17 protein-coding genes are annotated in these 17912 nt (G+C 58.0%); 8 read left to right on the forward strand and 9 right to left on the reverse strand.

All coding sequences use genetic code 11. The features are described from left to right. Nucleotides 1-34: 34 nt before the first annotated feature. On the forward strand, nt 35-664 hold the full coding sequence (locus tag KGA85_RS06795) for a malonic semialdehyde reductase (RefSeq protein ID WP_263289117.1): 630 nt from the start codon (nt 35-37) through the stop codon (nt 662-664). Nucleotides 665-728: 64 nt separating this feature from the next. Here KGA85_RS06795 and KGA85_RS06800 read toward each other — a convergent pair whose 3' ends face one another. The 8 genes from KGA85_RS06800 to KGA85_RS06835 all read right to left on the reverse strand — a co-directional run bounded on the left by KGA85_RS06800 (nt 729) and on the right by KGA85_RS06835 (nt 9311). Then, a complete protein-coding gene (locus KGA85_RS06800; RefSeq protein WP_223510822.1) occupies nt 729-1565 on the reverse strand; it encodes a helix-turn-helix transcriptional regulator in 837 nt (278 codons plus the stop codon). A 408-nt stretch (nt 1566-1973) separates the two neighbouring features. Next, nucleotides 1974-3602 carry an AMP-binding protein gene (locus tag KGA85_RS06805; protein WP_223543009.1) on the reverse strand — a complete coding sequence of 543 codons (1629 nt, stop codon included), beginning with the start codon at nt 3600-3602 and terminating at the stop codon, nt 1974-1976. 10 nt (nt 3603-3612) lie between these two features. Next, the gene (locus KGA85_RS06810; RefSeq protein ID WP_223510824.1) at nt 3613-4365 is read right to left on the reverse strand and encodes an enoyl-CoA hydratase/isomerase family protein; all 753 of its coding nucleotides are present in this window, start codon (nt 4363-4365) and stop codon (nt 3613-3615) included. Nucleotides 4366-4367: 2 nt separating this feature from the next. Further along, the gene (locus KGA85_RS06815; protein ID WP_223510825.1) at nt 4368-5609 is read right to left on the reverse strand and encodes a CaiB/BaiF CoA transferase family protein; all 1242 of its coding nucleotides are present in this window, start codon (nt 5607-5609) and stop codon (nt 4368-4370) included. Next, on the reverse strand, nt 5606-6352 hold the full coding sequence (locus KGA85_RS06820; RefSeq protein ID WP_223510826.1) for an enoyl-CoA hydratase/isomerase family protein: 747 nt from the start codon (nt 6350-6352) through the stop codon (nt 5606-5608). Before KGA85_RS06820 ends, KGA85_RS06815 begins: the two co-directional genes overlap by 4 nt. A 14-nt stretch (nt 6353-6366) precedes the next feature. Then, nucleotides 6367-7332, reverse strand: coding sequence for an NAD(P)H-dependent flavin oxidoreductase (locus tag KGA85_RS06825; RefSeq protein WP_223510827.1), 966 nt, complete (start codon nt 7330-7332; stop codon nt 6367-6369). 3 nt (nt 7333-7335) lie between these two features. Then, nucleotides 7336-7866: a MarR family winged helix-turn-helix transcriptional regulator gene (locus tag KGA85_RS06830; protein ID WP_223510828.1), complete on the reverse strand. Its 531-nt coding sequence runs from the start codon at nt 7864-7866 to the stop codon at nt 7336-7338. A gap of 65 nt (nt 7867-7931) precedes the next feature. Continuing rightward, the gene (locus tag KGA85_RS06835; RefSeq protein WP_263289118.1) at nt 7932-9311 is read right to left on the reverse strand and encodes an aspartate aminotransferase family protein; all 1380 of its coding nucleotides are present in this window, start codon (nt 9309-9311) and stop codon (nt 7932-7934) included. A 249-nt stretch (nt 9312-9560) separates the two neighbouring features. On the opposite strand from KGA85_RS06835, the gene KGA85_RS06840 reads away from it, so the two are divergent. The 7 genes from KGA85_RS06840 to KGA85_RS06870 all read left to right on the forward strand — a co-directional run bounded on the left by KGA85_RS06840 (nt 9561) and on the right by KGA85_RS06870 (nt 16951). Next, complete coding sequence (locus KGA85_RS06840) at nt 9561-10616, forward strand: ABC transporter substrate-binding protein (RefSeq protein ID WP_223543010.1); 1056 nt, start codon at nt 9561-9563, stop codon at nt 10614-10616. Between the two features lie 26 nt (nt 10617-10642). After that, nucleotides 10643-11713 carry an ABC transporter ATP-binding protein gene (locus KGA85_RS06845; RefSeq protein WP_223510830.1) on the forward strand — a complete coding sequence of 357 codons (1071 nt, stop codon included), beginning with the start codon at nt 10643-10645 and terminating at the stop codon, nt 11711-11713. Between the two features lie 44 nt (nt 11714-11757). Then, the gene (locus KGA85_RS06850) at nt 11758-12678 is read left to right on the forward strand and encodes an ABC transporter permease (protein ID WP_223510831.1); all 921 of its coding nucleotides are present in this window, start codon (nt 11758-11760) and stop codon (nt 12676-12678) included. Continuing rightward, nucleotides 12678-13505 (forward strand): ABC transporter permease, encoded by an 828-nt coding sequence (locus KGA85_RS06855; RefSeq protein ID WP_223510832.1) that lies wholly within the window; start codon nt 12678-12680, stop codon nt 13503-13505. Before KGA85_RS06850 ends, KGA85_RS06855 begins: the two co-directional genes overlap by 1 nt. A gap of 70 nt (nt 13506-13575) precedes the next feature. Then, nucleotides 13576-15159: an amino acid permease gene (locus KGA85_RS06860; protein ID WP_223543011.1), complete on the forward strand. Its 1584-nt coding sequence runs from the start codon at nt 13576-13578 to the stop codon at nt 15157-15159. Beyond that, the gene (locus KGA85_RS06865; protein ID WP_223510834.1) at nt 15156-15947 is read left to right on the forward strand and encodes an SDR family NAD(P)-dependent oxidoreductase; all 792 of its coding nucleotides are present in this window, start codon (nt 15156-15158) and stop codon (nt 15945-15947) included. Before KGA85_RS06860 ends, KGA85_RS06865 begins: the two co-directional genes overlap by 4 nt. Before the next feature lie 125 nt (nt 15948-16072). Further along, nucleotides 16073-16951, forward strand: coding sequence for a helix-turn-helix domain-containing protein (locus KGA85_RS06870; protein WP_223510835.1), 879 nt, complete (start codon nt 16073-16075; stop codon nt 16949-16951). A gap of 147 nt (nt 16952-17098) precedes the next feature. Here the strand turns inward: KGA85_RS06870 and KGA85_RS06875 are convergent, their stop codons facing one another. Then, the gene (locus KGA85_RS06875) at nt 17099-17911 is read right to left on the reverse strand and encodes a cupin domain-containing protein (RefSeq protein ID WP_223510836.1); all 813 of its coding nucleotides are present in this window, start codon (nt 17909-17911) and stop codon (nt 17099-17101) included. Between the last annotated feature and the right edge of the window lies 1 nt (nt 17912).

Raw genomic sequence — 17912 nt, forward strand, 5'->3', positions numbered from 1 at the left:
TCATTGTACGTCTACCTTGAGTATGAGTGCCCCCATGAGTTCAACATTGGAAATGGCGAATGATCTTCGCCGACGCTTGTCGAGCCTCGATGATGCAAGTCTCGATCTGCTGTTTCGCGAGGGGCGCAGCCACAATGGTTGGCAAGCGCGCCCTGTCAGCAGGTCGCTCCTCGAGGAGTTATGGGCTTTGGCTCAGTTTGCACCGACTTCGGTTAACTGCATGCCAGCAAGATTGGTGTTTGTCACCAGTGATAAGGGCAAGCAGCGGTTGAAGCCATGTCTGAGTCCAGGCAACGTCGAAAAAGTGTTAAGCGCACCAGTCACGGTGATTATCGGCTTTGACATGAACTTCTGGCGGCAGTTGCCCAGGTTGTTCCCCCATGCCGATGTGAGTGACATGTTCCGCAACGACCCCACGGCGAGCGAGGAGTGCGCCTTGCGCAACAGCTCCCTGCAAGCTGCCTGGTTGATGCTGGCAGCCCGGGCACTAGGACTGGATTGCGGGCCGATGTCGGGATTTGATAGTCAGGCACTGGATGAGGCATTTTTTGCCGGCACTACAGTGCGCAGCAATTTTCTCTGCAATCTGGGATATGGCGATGTGAGCAAGTTGCATCAACGCTTGCCACGCTTGTCTTTCGATGAGGTCTGTACGTTTGCCTGATGGTGGATGGAACTGACCACGTGATGGCAGTGCCCGCCGTCGAAGGCGGGCACTGGTTTTGTAATCAGTTCAGGTTCCGCGCGCCACCCATATTGTCGTAATAGCGAGCGAACAGTTCGTTCTGGCAGGAAATGCCAAGCTTGGCATAGGCCCGTTTACGATGGGTCGCCACGGTATTGATCGAGATCCCAAGATTCAGACTGATTCCCAAGGTGGTATATCCCAGAGCGATGGACGCGCAAATCTGCGCTTCGCGTTGGGTTAACCCCCCGGTTGCCTTGAGCAATGTGTTGCGTAAGTCTTCATACATCTTTTCCCTGCGTTCCAGACTCAGTGTCGCCGGTTTTATCTCTGGCGTGTCCTCGCGATGCCTGAGCTCAAGCATTTGCGTATGCTTGCTCAACGTCTGTGCGAGGAACCCTCCCAGATACTGAAGCCTGAGCGTGTCCTCATGGACAAAGTCTCTTTGCTCGTCGCTGCGGTAAAAACTGCAGTAGAGGGTACGGTCGTCGATGGACGTTACCAAGGCTAGTTCCTGACGTACCAGCGCGTCATGATAAAAGCGCCGACGGTATCCCTGATCGCGGATATGCGCGGGAGAAACGCAACGTACCAGCATCGGGTGATTCGGGGTCAGGGCGGCTTGCCCAAAAATGATGTTCGGATCACGACGGAAGGCTCCATCGGTATATTCCTGAGCGAGGGTGCGTGTCACATTGCGGGCCTGGCTGTGCTGAGCCTCGGCAACCAGGCATTGAGGATTACCATGGTGATCGAAGCTGAACACGGTGCACTGGTCCACATTCAATTGATCTTGGCAAAAACTGAAGAAATTCTGCGAAAAGTGGTTGTCGCCAATTCCGCCGACCAAATTTGCCATTTCATTCATGCCAGGGATCATGCTGGGTTCTCCTCACGCAAATTTTTTTGTTCTGTTTGGTTGCGGCTTGGTTCTTATCGCTGATTCAAGTGTGTAATCGCAATGCACGCATTCTTGAAATGTACGCATAAACCAGGCCATGGATACCGGCGTGGGGTTTCTCGTGGAACTTCAGGTAATACTTGCTGCTTGTGGCGACAGCTTCAGGGAAAACCTCTGATCAGGCTTTGGCGCCCGCCAATGGCGGGCGAAAGCTGTCATGGGAACAGCAAGCCCTGGGTTTAATTGCACCCAATCAGGGCATTTCATCGCGAGCGATCCAGGGTTGCCTGCTACTGCCCGTGATTTTCTTTACCGATGGACCAGACCAGTAACATCGCAGCTGTTCGATAGGTAACACTTTTGTAGTAAATGCCCAGACTTTATCCCTCAGGCGAGTCCGAGTTGGCGTATGGCAAAGTCGCGCAACCGGTTTTTCTGGATCTTGCTCGAGCCGGTCATTCCGATGCTTTCGAAGTCTTCGACAATGCACAGATAACGCGGCACCTTGAAATTGGCGCAACGTGCCTTGCAAAACGCGATCAAGTCTTCGCTACTGGTGTTGGCTCCCTGCTTAAGGGTGACATAGGCCGCAGGAACTTCCCCCAGACGTGGGTCTGGCACGCCGATCACTTGTGCCAATTCGATCGCAGGGTGTTTGAGCAACACCTGTTCGACTTCCAGCGGCGAGACATTCTCGCCACCGACACGGAACATATCCTTGAGTCGACCGATGAACTGCAGGCGTCCGTCCGCGGACAGTGTCCCAAGGTCTCCGGTATGCAGCCAACCATCGCGCAAGGTGGCGGCTGTCTGATCGGGCAGTTTGTAGTAGCCCTTCATCAGGCTCCAGCCGCGAGCGCAGATTTCACCCGGTTGGTCCGGCGGCAGTGGCTGACCGCTGACGGGGTCGCGAACCTGAATGTCCAGTCCAGTGTGTGTTGTCATGGAGCCATTGAGACGCAAGTCCAGAGCTTCACGGTAATCGGAAAAGACCAGGTTCGGTGATGCTTCCGAGAGACCGTAGGCGTTGCAAATGTCCTTCGCACCCATCTTCTCGACGACGTCATGGAGGATCTGCGGACTGGCTGCCGCCCAGCCTCCGCGCAGGCACAATCGATGAGAATCGAAGCCAGGTTCAGCGAGCATCATCAGAAACATAGTGTCGTTGCCCGAGGTCAAGGTGCACCGCTCACGCTCCATGATCGCCAGCGCCTGAGCCGGATCGAAAGTTGTGGCGGTGACCAGGGTGGCGCCATGAACCAGCGCGACCAGCAATGACATGGTACTGCCGGCCACATGGTAGAACGGTCGTGGACTGAAGTAGCGATCCTCTGAGCGCACGCCCATGCGAACGGCCACACACTTGGCAATCCCGAGCATCGAGGCATGGCTGAGCATTACCCCTTTTGGAAAAGCGGTAGTCCCCGATGTGAACTGGATCAACAACGTATCGTCAGGTTCGACTCGCCTGCGTGCTGCCGCCAATTCGGTAGGCTGGATATCCGCGCCAAGTTGAAGGAAGTCGGCCTCGCTCAAGCCGGCCCCCGGTACTCGTTGACCAAAAACAACCAGGTGCTGCAAGAGCGGCAGATTGATTCCCGGCAGAGTGGTGTGTATCGCCGGTTCGACGTTCCCGAGCATGCCGACAAAATCGATCTTGCCGAGAAAGGTATCGACACAGAACAGTGCCCGCACATCCTCGTGGGCCAGGCCATAGCTGAGCTCTTCGCTGCGAAAGCGGGTGTTGAACGGCACGCAGACCAGACCGAGCGAGGCCGCAGCATACCAAAGCACCGCCCATTGCACGGAGTTACCCATCAGCAGGCCGATATGCTCACCCCGTTGCAGGCCCAGCCCTAGCATGGCGCGAGCGGTGCTATCCACCTGTTCGAGCAACTGGCGATAACTCAGGCGACCGTCTTCGGCAATCAAAGCGTCGTTGTCGGGGGAGTGCCGGGCAATGTCATTGAGTACCGTCCACAGCGGACCGGGTAGTGGGGAAGTCGATACAGTCATGGAGTACTCCTCAGACGAAAGATGTCATGCCGGCACGCCAGGTGCCTTCAGTCAGGTTGTCCTCGATGGCGAGGATCTCATGGGCCAGCGCTCCAAAACGACTGTCATCGGCACCTTTGTCGATAGTCCGTTTGGCGCTGCGGATGGCATGGGGCGGCGCTGCGGCGATCTCTTGGGCCAATGTCTCGACGTAGAGGTCGAACTCACTGTGCGGCAGCACTTGATTGACCAGACCGATGGCTTTTGCTTCTTGAGCACTAACTTCACGGCCGGTGAACATCAGCTCTTTGGCGATTCGCCTGCCAACAATACGTGGCAGCCGTTGCGTGGCGCCGACCGTGCCCCAGCGTGCCTCCGGGTATCGAAAGGTGGCCTGGTCGCTGGCGACGATGAAGTCGCAGGCGCTGGCTATTTCGCAGCCAGAGCCCACCGCTGGTCCCTGGATAACCGCGATCACTGGTATCGCCAACTCTTCCAGTGCGGCATACAAGGCGAAGGCCTTGATGCGTCGAGCGCGGATCTGGTCTTCGTCCATTCCCTTGCGTTCTTTAAGGTCAGCACCGGCACAGAACACCGGGCCGTTGGCACGTACCAGCAGTACATGGACATCGCTACGTTTGCTGACTTCTCGGACGGCCAGGTAGAGTTCCAGGCACAGTTGGGTATTCAAGGCATTGCGTGCTTGCGGGCGATTCAGGGTGAGCGTGGCGACAGTTCCCGCCACGCTAAGGCTGACCATACTGGGCAAATCGGACTGAGTCATGGTTATACCGCTCCTGCGCGGTGCAAGGCATGGATGGCTTGCGCGTTGTAGCCAAGGTCGTGCAACACTAGGTCGGTGTGTTCACCCAACAGCGGCGGGCGGTTGGCCGTAGGGTTGTCGTAACCGCTGAACTGAAAGGGCAACTGGATGGCCGGGAAGCGACCGCTTTGCGGATGCTCGAAATCGGCAAAGACGCCGCGGGCGCGCAAGTGCGGATCGACCACCACCTCATCCAGGGTTTTCAGAGGTCCTGCCGGTACACCCGCAGCATCGCAGGCCGCGCAGAGCTGATCCCGGGTCAGTAAGGCAATGGCGTCGGTCAAATGCGTCATCACCTCATCGCGGTGTACGACGCGACCACTGTTGTGTTGCAGGCGAGGGTCTGCTCCGAGCGTCTCCAGACCGAGCAGGGCGCAGAGTGGATGCCAGTGCTGATCGGCGCCAGTAATGTGCACGTAACCGCCATCGGCACAGCGGAAACTGGCCGACGGGACGCGGCCGGGATGCTCGGTTCCTAGACGCTCGGGCACCTCGTCCAGCGCAAAATAGCGGGCAGCAGCCAAGGCCAGCAGACTGATTTGTCCGTCAAGCATGGAGAAGTCCAGGTACGCACCCACGCCTTCCTTTTGCCGACCCTGAAGCATGGAGACGATACCCAGCGCGATCCACAACCCGGAGCTAAGGTCCGAGACCGGTATCCCTGGCTTGACCGGGCCGCCATCTTTCTCGCCGGTCAGGCTCATGATGCCGCTCATGGCCTGAAACACGGTGTCGTAACCCTTGCGGCTGGCATAGGGGCCCGTCTGCCCAAACCCGGTGCAGGAGACATACAGCAGGCGCGGATTGAGCTCCTTGAGCACCGGCCAGTCCAGACCGTAGCGCTTGAGCGTGCCCACCGGAAAATTCTCCAATATCACGTCGGCTTCGCAGGCCAGTTTGCGGATGATTTCCTGGCCTTCACTCGTGCGCAGATTGACGGTGATCGATTCCTTGCTGCGATTGAAGGCATAGAAATAGGCGCTGCGCTCACGGCCCAGTGCTTCGGCCTGGGCATCCTCGTCGAGGTGGTCGATGTTCTCGTCAGCCTGGCGCACAAAAGGCTCATAGCCACGGGTCTCATCACCATCGCCCGGCTGTTCGACCTTGATCACGCGTGCGCCCAGTTCAGCGAGAATCATTCCTGCGAAGGGGCACGCTAAGACACGGGCCAGCTCCACAACCGTTACACCTTCCAGGGGTTTCATGCTGGCGACTCCGTTTGGCGAAAGGCACGCATCTGGGCATTCAATTGCTGACCGATCTTCAGACCTTCGCTGAAGGGCAGTTCGGTAACCCGGTGGAAAATGCCTTTGGTTGCTTGCATCGCCTGCACCGGATGGGCGGCGATCTGCTGCGCCAGCGTTTGGACCTCGTCAAGCAAATCGGCGTCGGCCACGACCCTGTTGACCATGCCCAACTGCTGAGCCTCATGGGCGCCTAGGGTGCGGCCGGTGGCGACCAGATCGAAGGCGGCTTTGCGCCCGACATGTTCGACCAGCCCGGCCATGACAATCGCCGCGACGATGCCGTGCTTGACCTCCGGGTAGCCAAAGCGCGCGCTTTCGCCCGCCAACGCCAGATCGCAGGACAGCGCCAGGCCGCTACCGCCGCCCATTGCATAGCCATTCACGGCCGCGATCACAGGCTTGCTCATCTGCTTGACCAGCCCCTGCAACTCGGTGGTCAGGGCGGCGCGACGCTCGACCAGCGGTTGATTGTCCGGTGTCAGTACCGTGAACTCGCGTGTGTCGGCACCTGCGCAGAACCCACGACCGGCACCGGTGACGATAACGACCCGCACGGACGGATCGGCATCGGCCTCCTTCAAGGCCTGAACCAGCCCCTCGGTGAGTGCGAAGTTCAAGGCATTGAGTTTGTCCGGGCGGTTGAGCGTCAGCGTCTGTACGCCATCCCGGGTTTCGCGCAGAACGACCATGTGATCGGCCATAGAGAGTGCTCCTGTCAGGGTTGCATGGCGCGCAGGCGTGCAAAGGCCTGTTCGAGTTCTTCAATGAGTGATTGCATGATGGCCGCGGCGGGCAGAATTTGATGGATCAACCCGGCACTTTGCCCGGCTTCCACTTTGCCGTTGTTGACGTCGCCATCGAATGAAGCCTGTTTCAGGCTGGCCGAAGCCAGCAGTGCCGCGTAGTCGTCGGGAGCCACCCGGGGCATGCCGTCGCGTTCGGCCAGGGCAACGCGGTCGGTAAAAGCGTTACGCACACTGCGCACCGGTAACGATCCACGCCCGACCAGGACGGTATCGGCAATATCGGCGTCGAGGACCTTCTGCTTGTAGGCCGGGTGAAGGTTCGCTTCCTCGGACAACATGAAGCGCGTACCCAATTGCACAGCCTCGGCACCGAGTGCCAGCAGGGCGGCAATGCCGTAACCGTCGGCGACCCCACCGCCGGCTACGAGCGGGCAGTCGACCTCCTGCAAAACGCGCCGCACGTTCACCAGTGTGCTCACTTCATTGGCCGGCGGGTGGCCGCCTGCTTCACTGCCGACTACCACCAGTCCATCGACCCCTGCCGCGGCTGCCTTGCGTGCGTGCTCGACGAACGCGACAACGTGCAGCCAGGTCGCTCCATAATCCTTGAACCGTTGCAAGTGGGCCTTCGGCGAGCCTTGGCTGGCAATGATCACCGGTACCCGTTCGGCCACCAGCAGGTCCAGGATTTCATCTGCGCCTTTTCGGTATAGCGGGATGTTCACCGCGAACGGTTTATCGGTCAGCTCACGCACCTGTCGCAGTGTGTTGGCCAGATCGACCAGGCGCATGGGACCTGCGGCGATCACTCCAAGACCACCGGCATTGGACACGGCGGCGGGCAGGGCTGCGCAACTTGATGCCCAACTCATGCCTGCCTGAATGATCGGGTAGCGTATGCCGAGTAAATGGGTCAGGCGGGTGTCGATCGACATGCTTCATTCCTCATCATCGTTCTCCGGACTCAGGTTGTACGGATTGTTTTTCTTGAGCTCGCCGTAGTACTCGAGGCTGTTGTTGTATACGCGCTGCATCAGTTCACGCAGTTGCTTGAGTTCGTTGGCCGATAAGCCGCTCAGCATGCGTTCGTTCCGCTCGTGGGAGTCATCGAGGATCCGGTGGACCATCTCCTTGCCTTCCGCACTCAGGCAAAGCAGTGCGCTGCGCCCGTCCTCCGGGTTGGGTTGACGCTCGATCAGCTCGCGTTTGGTCAGGTTGGTGACGATCCTGCTCATCTGGCTTTTCAAGACGCTGGCATGCTTGGCGACCTGAACCAGCGGCGCCTGTCCGAGGTAATCGAGAATCGCCAGGGTTCGCCACTCAAGCACCGTAATGGCGAAATGCTGAGGGATGGTCATGGCGGCGATACGACTCGACAGGCCAGCCAGACGTTGCAGCTGGACAGAGAACAGATCGCGCATGTCCGTGGTGATTTCAGGCTCTCGAGCGGCGGCTGTGGTTTTTTTCATGAGGCACCAAAGGCTATCTAGGGAAAGGAATTAGCCTCTCATTGTTTGGGAGTGCAGAGCTGAGCTCAACCGTTGAAACGTGATTGCTCGCGCAATAGCGTCAGACTGGCGTCCAGCCCTTTGGAGAAGGCTTCAAGCACCAGATCGACTTCGGCGTCGGTGATGATCAACGGTGGCGCGAACACCACGCTGTCGTTCAGCGAGCGGGCAGTCACCCCATTGGCTTCGGTTTGCTGGGACACGCTCAAGCCGACTTTCCACTCTTTCGGGAACGCAGCCTTGCTGGCTTTGTCGGCCACCACCTCGACGCCCCACATCAGGCCGGCGCCGCGCACCTCGCCCACCAGAGGATGGTCGGCCAGCTTGCGCAAGCCGGCACCCAGACGTGCGCCGACCTTCTGGGCGTGAGACGGAAGCTGGCGCTCTTCATAGATGTTCAGGCATTCCAGTGCGACAGCCGCCGGGACCGGATGGCCGCCGTAGGTAAAGCCGTGACCGAAGATGCCGATTTTTTCGCTTTGGCTTTTCATCGCCTGATACACCGGCTCTGAAATCATCAGCGCGGAAATAGGCAGGTAGGACGCCGAGAGTGCCTTGGCGCACGTGATCATGTCGGGTTGCAGGCCGAAGGTTTGCGAGCCCCACCAGTTGCCGGTACGACCGAAGCCACAAATGACTTCGTCTGCCACCAGCAAGATGTCGTAGCGCTTGAGCACCTGTTGGATTTTTTCGAAATAGCCTGTCGGTGGCGTGATTACGCCGCCTGTGCCCATCAGCGGCTCGGCAAAAAACGCACCAATAGTGTCGGCACCTTCGCGCTCGATCAACGTCTCCAGCTCGGCAGCCAGGCGGGTGGAGAAGGCTTCTTCGCTCTCGCCCGGCAATCCTTCGCGGTAGTAGTGCGGGCAAGTGACATGCAGGAAGCCAGGCAGCGGCAGGCCGAAATCCTGGTGCAAGTGCGCCAGACCGGTGAGGCTGGCACTGGCGATGGTCGTACCGTGATAAGCGCGATTGCGGCTGATGATCTTGCGGCGTTGTGGCTGGCCAATGGCGCTCCAGTAGTACCAGACCAGCTTGATAGCGGTGTCGTTGGCTTCGGAGCCCGAGCAAGCGAACAACACTTTGGACATTGGCACCGGCGCCAGCGAAATCAAGCGTTCTGCCAATTGGATCGCCGGTTCGGTCGAGCGGTGCGCAAAGTTCTGGTGATAGGGCAATTGCTTCATTTGTCGCAGCGCGACTTCTTCCAAACGTGTCTCGCTATAGCCCAGCGCGGCACTCCACATGCCAGACATGGCGTCCAGATACTTTTTGCCTTTGTCATCCCAGGTGTAGATGCCCTCTCCACGGACCATCACGGTCGGACCGACTTTTTCATGGTTGGCCAGGTTGGTCTGGCTGTGGATGTGAAAAGCGATGTCGCTGGCGTGTAATGAGCGTGACATGGCGGTACTCCGTTCGGGTAGTGCGACTTGCGTCGTGGGTGCAATTGTTGTCGATGGGGTGATTTCAATATGGTTGACAATGTGAATCATGTAGTTCATGTTGTCAACCATCTTCTGGCGATTCATGCTGATGAAGAAAAACGACCGGAGACACGGTCGAGCTGATGGAAAGCTGCGCTAAGGTTTGATCTTTATCTCTGCCTAATAACAAGTCCGCGCTCATCGGGCGCTAGAAACAGGAGATGGAAAATGTTCGACACCCTGAAGTTTTCAGCAGTAAAGCGTCATGTGTTGGCGGTCGCGGGCGCAGCGTTGATCGCGCCGCAGGTGTGGGCGACCGATCCGTCTACGGTGACCGTCGCGGGCTACGGTGGCGGCCTGCAAGATGCGTTGATCGCCACATTGTGGAAGCCGGCGGTAGAGAAGGCTGGATTGAAGCTTCTTACCGAGTCTCATGACGGACAACCCGCTGTGCGCCTGCAAGTGCAATCCGGCAAGCCCGCCTGGGATGCCATTCATATCGGCGCCAATGACTGCGCAGCACTGGCCAAGCAGGGAATGCTCGAACCCTTGGACTATTCCGTAATCGATGCCAAAGGTGTACCGAGCCTGGCGCGGGACAAAAACTGGATCGGGACTAACAGCTATTCGGTGGTCATGGGCTGGCGAACCGACAAATTCAAGGATGGCCCGAAGAGTTGGAAAGAGTTCTGGGACGTGAAGAAGTTTCCGGGACGCCGTGCGCTTTCAGTCGCGCCAGATGAAATGCTCGAGGTCGCCTTGCTGGCCGATGGCGTGCCACGGGATCAGCTCTACCCGCTGGATATCAAACGTGGCCTCGCCTCGCTGGAAAAGATCAAACCTTACGTCGCTGTCTGGTGGACCTCCGGTGCTCAATCCGCGCAACTCATCAAGGATGGCGAAGTCGATCTGATCGCAATCTGGAGCAGCCGTGTCGACTCCGTGGTGAAAGACAAAGCGCCGGTGGCCTATACCTATGAAGACGGTCTGCTCGGTTATGGCTGCATGGCGATCCTCAAAGGCGCGGGTAATGTGCCAGGCGCTCAGAAGTTGATCGCCAATTCCGTATCGGCGCCCATTCAAGCGCGGATTCCGACCATGATGGGCTACTACGGCCCGACCAATAACCTGGCGTTCGAACAGCCCGGTGTTGCGGCCGATGCGCTGAGCAGCTCAAACATGTCACCGGCCAACAGGGCCAAACAAACCTTGATGGACGCGCGCTGGTGGGGCGAACACGTCACCGACGTTCAGGAAGACTACAAAGAACTCATTGCACGGTAATTGTCGTTTTTGTGGAGGTCGGTGTTATGCAAGGCAATATTGCGATTCGGGATGTCTACAAAGGTTACGGATCATTTACCGCAATTGATCATGTTTCCCTGGACGTCCATCCTGGTGAGTTTCTGACACTGCTCGGCCCTTCGGGGTCGGGGAAAACGACCTTGCTTAATGTGTTGGCGGGCTTCATTCGCCCGGACTCGGGAAGCATCAAGGTCGATGGCGTGGAGTTCCTCACGTGTCCGCCACACAAGCGCGATATCGGCATGGTATTTCAGAACTATGCGTTGTTCCCGCATATGACGGTTGCAGAAAACGTCGCTTATCCCTTGCGCTTGCGCAAGGTCAGCGGCGCGGAGCGAACCCGCAGAGTCAAGGCCAGTCTGGAAATGGTGCAGATGGACCACCTCGGTGAGCGCGGTATCCACCAGCTTTCAGGTGGTCAGCGTCAGCGCGTCGCGCTCGCCAGGGCAATGGTGTTCGAGCCAAAGATCATGCTGATGGATGAACCGCTTTCAGCGCTCGATAAAAATCTGCGCGAGCACATGCAACTTGAACTCAAACGCCTGCATGCCCGATTGGGCATGACCACTATTTATGTCACTCACGATCAGAAGGAAGCACTGACGCTCTCCCACCGCATTGCGGTATTGAACAAGGGCAAATTGGCGCAGCTGGATACACCGGATGCGCTTTATGAGCGACCGAAGGACCGTTTTGTCGCGGGTTTCATTGGCGAAAGCTGTTTTTTCCCCGTGGAGGAGGTTGGCGACGCCGTGTTGTTCCAGGGGCGGGCACTGAAGCTGCCATTGGGAACGGCGCTCAAGCATTCACAGCGACGCGTGCTGATGGTGCGACCTGAGCGCCTGCAATGGCAGGCGCCGGCCGATGTCGGCGCGATGAACCGGATCGACGCGGTGGCGCGCGATGTGGTCTATCAGGGTGACAGCTATCACGTCGGTCTGGTGTTGGCCGACGGGAGCGAGCTCACCGCTCGTCATCAAAAGGGTTTTCGCGATGTAGCGGTCCCGACACCCGGTGCAACGGTCCAGCTATGGCTGCATGCTGAAGACACCTTGCTGGTGACGGAGGGCGCATGAATGCCGATCTTCCCCCTCGTCCAAAGCCTCGGAGGGTTACGACCATGAAAGAAGTCAGTCTCACCGGCCGCACCGGCAACGGTGCCAGAGTCGCCGAAGATCCCATGGTCAGCCGCTTGGCGATGGCCGAACTCAAGGAGCGCTGGGCGCTTCTCTCCTTGACACTACCCGGTTTCATCCTGGTATTCGTGGTGTTGGCGGTGCCCTTGGGTTGGTTGTTCTGGTTGTCGGCCTTCGATACCAGCGGAGCGCTGACACTGGACAATTATTTGCGCTTACTACGACCGGTGTACCTGAGCAGCTTCCTCATTACCTTCCAGATGGCGTTCTGCGTCACGCTTGTTTGCGTGCTGCTGGGGTATCCGCTGGCGTACCTGCTTTCGCAGTTGCCCGACCGTGCCAGCCAGATTTGCATGGCCTTCGTATTGTTGCCGTTCTGGACCTCGATACTGGTGCGGACTTACGCCTGGCTCGTGTTGTTGCAGCGTCAAGGCGTCATCAACAATTGGTTGCTCGATCTGGGCCTGATCCATGAACCACTGGCACTGGTGAACAACTTCTTCGGAACCGTCGTCGGCATGGTGCATGTCATGCTGCCGTTCATGGTGCTGCCGCTTTACGACAAGATGAAAAACATCGACCCGCTGTTGATGTCGGCGGCCGCCAATTGTGGCGCAACGCCGTCCCAGGCGTTCCGTCAGGTCTTCCTGCGGTTGTCGCTGCCTGGCCTGGCTTCGGGCATCACGCTGGTCTTCGTGATCTGCCTGGGCTTCTACCTCACCCCGGCATTGTTGGGCGGTGGCAAGGTTTCAATGTGGTCAATGAAAATCAGCGACACGATTGCCCTGTACGGTAATTGGGGGGCGGCGAGTGCACTGGGCGTTGCCTTGCTGGTCGCCACGGTGTTGATCCTTTGGGGGATGCGCAAGTTGTTCGGGCTCAACGATCAAGGGAGAAACAGCTGATGCTCAAACTCAATCAAGCGGTGACGCCGACGCAGATCACTCATGCGCATCGGCTCTGGTTATACGCGCTCGTCGGGTTGATCCTGCTCTTCCTGATCATTCCGTGCCTGATTGTCATCCCTATGTCGTTCTCCGCCTCGCAGTACCTGGAATTTCCGCCGCGGGAATGGAGCCTGCGTTGGTACGAGGCTTATCTGGGATCGCCGGAATGGATGACGGCGACCTGGGTCACGGTAAAAGTGGCGGTTATGTCGACCTGTATCGCCACGGTGTTGGGCACGCTGGCCGCCTACGGGCTGTCGCAAGTACGCGGTGGTATGGTAAAGCTGGTCAACAGCCTGATGATGCTGCCCATGCTGGTTCCGATCATTCTGGTCGCGGTGGGTGTGTTTTTCGTCTACTCGCGTACCGGACTGAACAACTCCATCACGGGCCTTGTGCTGGCGCATAGCGTGCTGGCGATCCCCTTCGTGCTGATCGCCGTGGGCAATGGTCTCCAGGGATTCGACATGAATCAGGAAATGGCGGCACGCAGCCTGGGTGCGTCACGTCCCTGGGCCTTTCTGACGGTGACGTTGCCGCAGTTGCGGCTATCGATCTGTTCTGGAGCGTTGTTTGCCTTCATCGCCTCATTCGATGAGGTGGTGATTGCGCTGTTCATTGTAGGGGGCGAGAGCTCGACGCTGCCCCGACGTATGTTCGCCAACATCCGCGATCAGATCGATCCGACTGTGGCAGCGGTTTCCACTTTGATGATTGTCCTGTCGATCCTGCTCCTGGTGGCGATGCAGTACATCAAGCGCCTGGAGCGTCGTCAGCAACATTAATTTGATTTCTTTAGTGCTTGATGAGGCGTGCGCTGCCTATGTCCCTTTGGAGACATAGGCAGCATGCGCGGTGCATTCGAAGATGGCAGTCGGGGAATTTGCCCTGAATGAGTCATTGGAGGATCACCGCGTGGACAGACCGACAACATCAGCGCCGACGGCGGCGGCAGTTGCCCCCTCAGGGATCAGCTATCAACATGTGGAAAGCGGTTACTTTGAACAACGTCGCCTGCAGCGTCATGCAGGCTTTTTCACCCTGCTGATTCTCGGCGTCGGTGCGGTGGTGGCGGGTCAGTATTCCGGCTGGAACCTGGGCTTGGCTCAGGGCTTCGGCGGCATGTTTTTAGCCTTGCTGATCATTGCCGTCATGTACCTGTTTCTCTGCTCGTCAATCGGCGAAATGGCCGCTGCACTGCCGCATACCGGCGGTGCCTATTCTTTTGCGCGTACCACAATGGGCCCTTGGGGTGGTTTCAGTACAGGTCTTGCAGAGAATATCGAATTCATTCTGGCCCCCGCCGGCAACATGTTTTTCATGGGGGCCTACCTGACCGCCATTTTCGGCACCGGACCAGAATGGCAACCTGTCTGGTGGGTGGCCGGGTATGCCTGCATGTTGCTGCTTTCGAACCGGGGGTTGGGGGTGTCGATGCGCGCGGTCGTGCTCATTACCCTGGCGGCGGTAGCGGTGTTGGTGGTGTTCTTTGTTGCGGCTTACCCGCACATGGATTTCACCGGCAAAGCCCTGAATCTTGCGGTTGATGCTGCAGGCAAGCCTGTCGAGGTGGCTGGTGGCAATGGACCATGGCTGCCGTTCGGAATGACTGGCGTCATGCTCGCGTTGCCGTTCGCCGTGTACATGTTCCTGGCCATCGAGCAATTGCCGTTGACGGCCGAGGAGTCTCATAACCCGACCCGCCACTTACCGCTGGCATTGGTCTGGGGCACCGTGATCCTTGCGATATTGGCGTTGGGGGTGTTGTTTTTCAGTGCATCGATCGGCGGTGGTAGCTTTTTCATGAGTACTTCGTCGGAGCCGCTGCTCGATGGCTTCCGCGAGATTTTCGGGCACACCGCGAGCAAGCTTTTGTCTGCGGTGGCGGTGCTCGGTCTGGCGGCGTCGTTCCTGGCGGGCAGCTTTGCCGCAGGACGCAATATCTATTCACTGTCGCGTGCCGGTTACCTGCCGACCGGGCTGTCGGTTACGCACCCGACCCGCAATACGCCAAACATTGCGTTGGCTACCGGGGCCTTGGCGGCGTTGGGTATCCTGATGTTGTGCTGGTTCACGTTCGGCAAGGATAACAACCCGCTGATGGGCGGCATCCTGGTTAGCATGATCGTCTTCGCGGGAATGATTTCCTACATCTTGCAAAGCGTCGCCTATATTCGTTTGAAACGCTCCTTTGCGAATTTGCACCGGCCTTATCGCAGCCCTTACGGGATATTCGGAGCGGTTGCGGTGATCATGATTGCGTTGGCAACACTGACTTATCAGTTTCTTGATCCACTGTACAAATGGGCTGCACTCGCCGCGGCCTGCTGGTACCTGATCGGGATTGCCTATTTTGCATTCTATCGTCGCCATCGTCTGGTGTTGTCGCCTGAAGAAGCATTCGCCGTGAGTGGCGGTCGTGAAGGAAATCCGCAATGAGTAAAGTCGAGCTATCCAAAGGCAAGGGCCGTCTGGCCGGTAAAGTGGCCATTATCACCGGCGGTGCTGGTGGTTGCGGCGCTGCCGCAAGTCGGTTGTTCGCGGCGGAAGGGGCCAAGGTGGTCATTGTCGATTTGAATGGTGATGCTGCCGTCAATCTGGCGTCGCAGATTATTGCCGATGGCGGTCAGGCACTGGGGTTGGGCGCCGATGTCTCGCAAGCGGTTCAGGTTCTCGAAGCTGTCGCTCGGGGGCTGGCTGAATTCGGCCCGGCAGATGTGCTTTTCAACCATGCCGGCACGCTGATCGTGAAACCTTTTCTGGACGTGCAGGAGCATGAGTGGGACTGGCTTATGGCGGTTAACGTCAAGAGCATGTACCTGGTCACTCAGGCGGTGCTTCCACAAATGATTGCCAAGGGTGCGGGCAGTATCGTTTGCACCTCGTCGATCTCCGCGCAGTACGCGACTCCGGGCGAGGTCGTGTACAACGCCAGCAAGGGCGCCTGCCAGATGTTTGCGCGAGCCATTGCCGTCGAGTTTCGCGATAGAGGTATTCGGTGCAACGCGGTAGCACCAGGATTTATCCGCACTCCCCATGGGGAGCGGGAAATGCGGGACTTGCAGGCCATGGGCGTGGATGCCAGTGAGGGGGCGATCAGTCAGCAGCAGGGGCGTCTGTGCGAGCCCGAAGAGGTAGCGCGGGCAGCACTGTTTTTAGCCAGCGATGACGCGTCGTTTGTGAGTGGTACCCAGCTGTTCGTGGATAACTGTTTTTCCGCGGTATAAGTCATTCGTGGCAGGATATGTGCTTGTTTTTATCGCGGGATTTAGAGTGCGCTTATGCAGCGTGGCGCACTGGATAAAGACAAGGGGATGGCATGACAACTTCAGTTCCGGAGCACAGGCATAGCATGGATGCCGCGCCCGTCCTCAGTGCATGGCACACGGCGACGCCCGGTTTGGTCGCACAATTGCAGAGTGATGGCTTTGCCCGACAGTTGGACGAAGCACTACGGGCACTCGTTGATTTCGACCAAAGCTGTGTGCTGTTTTACCCATCGGGCGGCTCGCCACTGTTACTGCATGACAACTTGCAAGGCATTTCCGAGCCAGGTGCGATGCACAGCTATCTCAGCGGTACCTACTTGTTGGACCCGGTCTACACGGCCTGTGCGCATGGCCAGGCTACAGGCCTTTACCGCATGAGCGAATTGGCCCCTGACGCCTTCTTCGAGGGTGATTATTTCAATTCGCCGGACGTGCACCCCTGTATCTCCATGCAGTCGGGCACGTTGGCCGAAGAAATCGTCTTCATCTGTGCTTTGCCAGGCATTGGCCATCTGGCCTATTCATTGATGCGACTGAATGCTTCTCCGGTGTTTTCAGCTGCGCAGTTTGAAGGTTTCCAGTGCAGTCAGGCGATGGTCAACGTTTTACTGCGTCGTCACTATCAGGACGTATGTACCCATGTCGATAGCAGTGGGGTGGCGTTAAGAGAGCATTTGAACAGCGCTTTTTCCCGCTTCGCCGCTGATCAGCTAACCCCTCGTGAACAGTTGATCGTCAGCATGATTCTGCGTGGGCACTCCAGCCTGTCGATCTCGCTGCACCTTGGCATTGCAGAGGGCACGGTGAAAAACCACCGCAAGCACCTGTATTGCAAGCTTGGCATTTCAAGTCAATCCGAGTTGTTTCATCTGTTCGTGAACTTTGTCCTCAGCCATACCGCGAAAATCCCGCTCGCCCACGCAGGGAGCGCGATACCGTTACAGGAAGCTTTTACCAGCTAGTGGGAACAGCTTTGATCGCTTGGATGACGCAGCGAGGTAAGAATGGCATCAGCAGGGAGATACCAGCTCTGCGCCATGAATTCAGGTGCAAGCAAAAACGCATGGACTCAGGTCCACGCGTTTTTTGGCCTTACGGGTACAGCGCTGTTACTCAAGGTAGATGGTTTTCGCCGAATCGTATGCCGGAGCATCGAAGCTGATGAACAGCGCCGATTGCTTGCCTTCGACGTAATACTTGTGTGGGACGTTCTGCGGAATGGAAACGTAATCGCCTTTCTTCAGAATGCGATCTTCAGTCGGGGTCACGACCCGCGCGCTGCCACCGAGAAGAATTAGCGAGTGATCAGCGTCAGGGTGACTGTGGTTTTTCAAATCGGAGAACATCTCCACAAGATTGACGCGCTTTTCCGGCGTCTTGATCAGGGTCCAGCCGCGGTCACTGGGGTCATTCCAGCCAGGCGGGCTGGCCATTACCGCTTGTTGTTTCTTGACGACTGGCGTGGGGCCATTGGTTGGCGTGGAGAAATCGACGGCAGTGGCCTTCGCCATGTCGAGGGTGGGCACATCAAACCCCAGGAGCAGGACTTTCTCCTTGTCCAGCGGCGTCATCTGATAGGCCTGTCCCGGAGGGATCGCCACGTAATCGCCGGCTGCCAAGGCCACTTCCCGATCCGCGAAGTGAAACTGGACCTTGCCTTGCAGCACGATTAACGTGCGCTCGCCGACGTCATGCCTGACCACTGGCGTCTGCTGGTCGAGTTGGACCAGGGTCGTGCGCGACAGATCGGTTTTGTGCATTTCCCAGATGTGCTGGCCCAGCAGTGTTTCGTTCGCCGGGCCGCGGATCAAGTCATCACGTTCAACCAGCAGCAATTTATCGCTGGCGAACACTGGCGTTGAAAGCAATAACACTCCGCAGAACAACCGTAACTGTCGGGCAACCGGATTGAGGCTGAGCATT

The sequence above is a fragment of the Pseudomonas sp. GL-B-12 genome, assembly GCF_019955895.1.
GTDB lineage: Bacteria > Pseudomonadota > Gammaproteobacteria > Pseudomonadales > Pseudomonadaceae > Aquipseudomonas.

Excerpts from the sequence above, each read along its gene's own strand:
- KGA85_RS06795 (WP_263289117.1), top strand. The coding sequence starts at position 35 with ATGAGTTCAACATTGGAAATGGCGAATGATCTTCGCCGACGCTTGTCG.
- KGA85_RS06800 (WP_223510822.1), bottom strand. The coding sequence starts at position 1,565 with ATGATCCCTGGCATGAATGAAATGGCAAATTTGGTCGGCGGAATTGGC.
- KGA85_RS06805 (WP_223543009.1), bottom strand. The coding sequence starts at position 3,602 with ATGACTGTATCGACTTCCCCACTACCCGGTCCGCTGTGGACGGTACTC.
- KGA85_RS06810 (WP_223510824.1), bottom strand. The coding sequence starts at position 4,365 with ATGACTCAGTCCGATTTGCCCAGTATGGTCAGCCTTAGCGTGGCGGGA.
- KGA85_RS06815 (WP_223510825.1), bottom strand. The coding sequence starts at position 5,609 with ATGAAACCCCTGGAAGGTGTAACGGTTGTGGAGCTGGCCCGTGTCTTA.
- KGA85_RS06820 (WP_223510826.1), bottom strand. The coding sequence starts at position 6,352 with ATGGCCGATCACATGGTCGTTCTGCGCGAAACCCGGGATGGCGTACAG.
- KGA85_RS06825 (WP_223510827.1), bottom strand. The coding sequence starts at position 7,332 with ATGTCGATCGACACCCGCCTGACCCATTTACTCGGCATACGCTACCCG.
- KGA85_RS06830 (WP_223510828.1), bottom strand. The coding sequence starts at position 7,866 with ATGAAAAAAACCACAGCCGCCGCTCGAGAGCCTGAAATCACCACGGAC.
- KGA85_RS06835 (WP_263289118.1), bottom strand. The coding sequence starts at position 9,311 with ATGTCACGCTCATTACACGCCAGCGACATCGCTTTTCACATCCACAGC.
- KGA85_RS06840 (WP_223543010.1), top strand. The coding sequence starts at position 9,561 with ATGTTCGACACCCTGAAGTTTTCAGCAGTAAAGCGTCATGTGTTGGCG.
- KGA85_RS06845 (WP_223510830.1), top strand. The coding sequence starts at position 10,643 with ATGCAAGGCAATATTGCGATTCGGGATGTCTACAAAGGTTACGGATCA.
- KGA85_RS06850 (WP_223510831.1), top strand. The coding sequence starts at position 11,758 with ATGAAAGAAGTCAGTCTCACCGGCCGCACCGGCAACGGTGCCAGAGTC.
- KGA85_RS06855 (WP_223510832.1), top strand. The coding sequence starts at position 12,678 with ATGCTCAAACTCAATCAAGCGGTGACGCCGACGCAGATCACTCATGCG.
- KGA85_RS06865 (WP_223510834.1), top strand. The coding sequence starts at position 15,156 with ATGAGTAAAGTCGAGCTATCCAAAGGCAAGGGCCGTCTGGCCGGTAAA.
- KGA85_RS06870 (WP_223510835.1), top strand. The coding sequence starts at position 16,073 with ATGGATGCCGCGCCCGTCCTCAGTGCATGGCACACGGCGACGCCCGGT.
- KGA85_RS06875 (WP_223510836.1), bottom strand. The coding sequence starts at position 17,911 with ATGCTCAGCCTCAATCCGGTTGCCCGACAGTTACGGTTGTTCTGCGGA.